We start from the raw sequence: 3,348 nt of genomic DNA, 5'->3' as shown, positions 1-3,348 counted from the left end.
CTTCTCCTGGAAGGACTTACGAGACCTGCTCACCGCCGCCCACACCCAGCTCGGCGGGCCGATCGTGCTGGTCTGGGACAACGTCGGCCTGCACCTCAGTCGCGCGATGCGCGCCTGGATCACGGCCCGGGACTGGCTCACGGTGTTCCAGTTGCCGGCATATGCACCCGACCTCAACCCCGTGGAAGGGATCTGGTCCAGCCTGCGGCGCACCAGCCTGGCCAACATCGCCTTCACCGAATACACGCAACTGGTCACCGCAGTCCGCCGGGGCCTACGCCAGATCCAGTACCGGCCCACCATCATCACCGGCTGCCTCATCGGCACCGGCCTCGCCATAAGCCCCGGCGACATCACGCATTAATCCTCAGTAGACGCTTCTCGTCAGCACGAGGTCGAGCTTCCGACAAACTTGAGCGAGCTGATTTGGTCGTTGTAGCTCGGGATGAAGGGAACCTGTTGCCAGGCTCGAACGAGCAGCGAATTTCCCCGGTAGGTGGCATCAGTGTACAGGCAGGCATTTTGGCTAGTGTTGTTGACGTAGGAAGTCATGCGGTCATTGAAGGTGTGCCACCCGACATCCTCCCTGGCGAGCCTGACCTTGGCGAAGTCGTCAACGTTGGTGTACGTTCCCATTGACCAGAGTTCGATGTTAGCGTCCCACCACACGAGACTCGTTCCATCCTGGTAATCCTTGTCTCGCCATCCGCAGAACTTGTTCGCACTGCACGAACTCACACCGTCGTGGATGTGAAGGTTCGGGACATCGGTCGCAGATGCCGGTGTAGTGACGCCGAGAATTACTGCTGAGACGGCAGCGCCTACAACGGTAATCCTTCGAACCCAGTTCCGCCTGCGAAAAGAAATCATCGCTACCATCCCTGTTTTAAGTGTTTGGGGTGCCTAGTCCCCCTACGAGTGATAGGGACTTGACACCTTGAACATGCTAAGTTTCCCACAAGGAAGGCGTCGCTTCATTGAATGGTGGCGTCGCCATTCTGAATCCAGACGCCACTGCTGGCGGTTGCCGCAAAAGAAAGTTCTTCTATAGTGGTGAATCGTGCGAGCCGCAGCCACAGAACGGGTGGGGAAGCAGGGAACTGCGTGGAACCTTGTCTGTTGTAGTCAGCGCTTGCGCAGCTGCCGGGTGCTCTGCTTGCGATGTATCGGCTTCATGTCAGTGAGCTCATGGCAGTGACGGTTGATCAGGAGATGGATGTTCTCGCAGGTCTCTGGCCTATGACGATGTCTGGCTGCTGACACGAGGTGGTGTTTTGCGTGTGGGCGGCTGACACGGAGTGGTACCTCCTCAGGTAGCTCACTGTCATGCAGGCGGTACATCGCATCCAGAGGTGGACGCGAGCGAGTTGCGATGGGCTCTCTCGCGGGGCAACAGAGCACGGGTGCATCTTGTCCGGCGTATCGCAAAGATCGCGTGCTCTTTCGCACTCTACTGGAATAGATGAGCGGTCAAGAGCGTGTTTGAGATGATGCTGATGCATTCTATTCCAGAACTCCCTCTGAATGTTTTGTGATGCAGATCTCATCTATCGGCTCATTTTGGCGCTGTTCTTCTACGCAGCCCTGGCTCTTCGGCTCTATATTCGGGCGTGAATTTTCGGGTAAAGGCTGTAACCCGCCGAGGGAACGAGCACCAGCCCGGTCCTTCGCAACTTCAGCTGACCTCGAGAGTGAGTGTCGTTTGTGGATAACAGCAGTGGCGTCGGCGTTCTCGACAAGGCGGCTCTGGTGCTCAGCGCACTGGAGCCCGGCCCGGCCACCCTGGCCGGGCTCGTAGTCGCCACGGGTCTCCCTCGTCCTACTGCGCATCGTCTTGCGGTCGCTTTGGAGCACCACCGGATGGTGGCGCGTGACATGCAGGGGCGCTTCATCCTTGGTCCGCGGCTGTCCGAACTGGCCGCCGCGGCGGGCGAGGACCGTCTGCTGGCCACGGCCGGGCCGGTGCTGACGCATCTGCGCGACGTGACCGGCGAGAGCGCCCAGCTCTATCGCCGTCAGGGCGACATGCGCATCTGCGTGGCCGCCGCCGAGCGGCTGTCCGGACTGCGGGACACCGTCCCGGTCGGCTCGACGCTGCCGATGAAGGCCGGCTCGGCCGCCCAGGTCCTGCTGGCGTGGGAGGAGTCAGAGCGGCTCTACCGCGGACTGGAGGGGGCCCGCTTCACCGCGACCACGCTGTCCGGGGTACGGCGCCGGGGCTGGGCCCAGTCGATTGGCGAGCGCGAACCGGGCGTGGCGTCCGTCTCGGCCCCGGTGCGCGGCCCGTCCAACCGTGTCGTGGCCGCAGTATCCATTTTGGGCCCGATCGAGCGGCTCACCCGTCACCCCGGGCGCATGCACGCCCAGGCCGTCGTTGACGCGGCGGACCGCTTGTCCGAACACTGCGCTACTTAGGAAGCAGTGCCGATTTCACCGCTCCTAGCTTCCCGATGAAGTCCGCCTTCAACTGACAACGCAAGCGCTACCGCCCGCCGTGCATGGCGCATGCGTTCGAGAACGGGGAGGCCAAGGCCGATGAGCAAGTTGTGTTCGCTGTGTAGTAGAGGAAAGACGTGTCCATGCCTTCCACCTTGACGCCTCCGCATTTTCTTATCGAGTTTCCGGCCGCAGTTCCCTGTTCGGCCCGACCGCACTTGTTCCACCCGCCAGGCGATGCTTTCAGTGATAAGGGCACTCACGGTCGTTCGAGAGTTGCGGAAGCGCGTGCGTTGTGTGCGGCTTGTCCGGTGCGGGTTTCCTGTCGCGATTGGGCTAGAGAAAGTGGCGAGTACGGGATTTGGGGCGGCGAGACTGACTCCGAGAGAGCTGATGCCGGGTATGCCCGCCGCGTGCACGGGGTTCGTGGACAAAAAGCTCAGTGTGCATAACCTGGTTCACCGAGATTGAGCCACTCGCTTATATGACGTGGCGTATTCCGGGGGCGATGTCCCACTCCAGAAGCTAGCGGCTTCCAATTTTGACGCACGCATCCGCTAGGGAGAGGCTGAACATCGGGCACCCCCTCCCCTCGTAGTCAGCCCGGCCCGCGGCAGCGGGCCCTACGGCGCGAGGCGGAGCCGAGGGCCGGTCAGGGGAGCGCAGCGAGCCTGACATTGAGGGCGTGTCAGCGCCCTCGGGTGGGGTGGAGCGAAGCGGAGCCCCACCAGGCCCGCAAGGGGCGGGCCGAACGGAGTGAGGCAAGCCCCGCCAAGCGGGCCCGCAATCCCCGAACGCAGTGAGGGGATTGCCCCGCGGGGTGCGGAGCGCCCCGTACCGCCGAGCGCAGCGAGGCGGCCGGCCCCCGCGGAGCGGGGGCCCTTCGCTTGCACAGCGCGCAGCGCTGTGGTA

At 62.8% G+C, this 3,348-nt stretch carries 4 protein-coding genes; 3 read left to right on the top strand and 1 reads right to left on the bottom strand.

What is annotated here, in order from left to right; genetic code table 11:
* Positions 1-364, top strand: a 364-nt coding sequence (locus PV350_RS45710) for a transposase (RefSeq protein ID WP_500339206.1), incomplete at its 5' end; no start/stop codon positions are given.
* 20 nt (positions 365-384) lie between these two features.
* On the opposite strand, the gene PV350_RS45705 is transcribed toward PV350_RS45710, so the two are convergent.
* The gene (locus PV350_RS45705) at positions 385-870 is read right to left on the bottom strand and encodes a peptidase inhibitor family I36 protein (protein ID WP_500339205.1); all 486 of its coding nucleotides are present in this window, start codon (positions 868-870) and stop codon (positions 385-387) included.
* 834 nt (positions 871-1,704) lie between these two features.
* Between PV350_RS45705 and PV350_RS45700 the strand changes: the two genes are divergently transcribed.
* On the top strand, positions 1,705-2,415 hold the full coding sequence (locus PV350_RS45700; RefSeq protein WP_500339204.1) for an IclR family transcriptional regulator: 711 nt from the start codon (positions 1,705-1,707) through the stop codon (positions 2,413-2,415).
* 164 nt (positions 2,416-2,579) lie between these two features.
* Positions 2,580-2,888 (top strand): WhiB family transcriptional regulator, encoded by a 309-nt coding sequence (locus PV350_RS45695; protein ID WP_500339203.1) that lies wholly within the window; start codon positions 2,580-2,582, stop codon positions 2,886-2,888.
* The last annotated feature ends 460 nt before the right edge of the window (positions 2,889-3,348 follow it).

The sequence above is a fragment of the Streptomyces sp. PA03-6a genome, assembly GCF_033792765.1.
Taxonomy (GTDB): domain Bacteria; phylum Actinomycetota; class Actinomycetes; order Streptomycetales; family Streptomycetaceae; genus Actinacidiphila.
Note: the sequence above shows the minus strand (reverse complement) of the source record. Positions and strands in the feature narration are given on the sequence as shown.

Coding starts and splice junctions, on each gene's coding strand:
- PV350_RS45695 (WP_500339203.1), top strand. CDS start 2,580: ATGCCTTCCACCTTGACGCCTCCGCATTTTCTTATCGAGTTTCCGGCC.
- PV350_RS45705 (WP_500339205.1), bottom strand. CDS start 870: ATGATTTCTTTTCGCAGGCGGAACTGGGTTCGAAGGATTACCGTTGTA.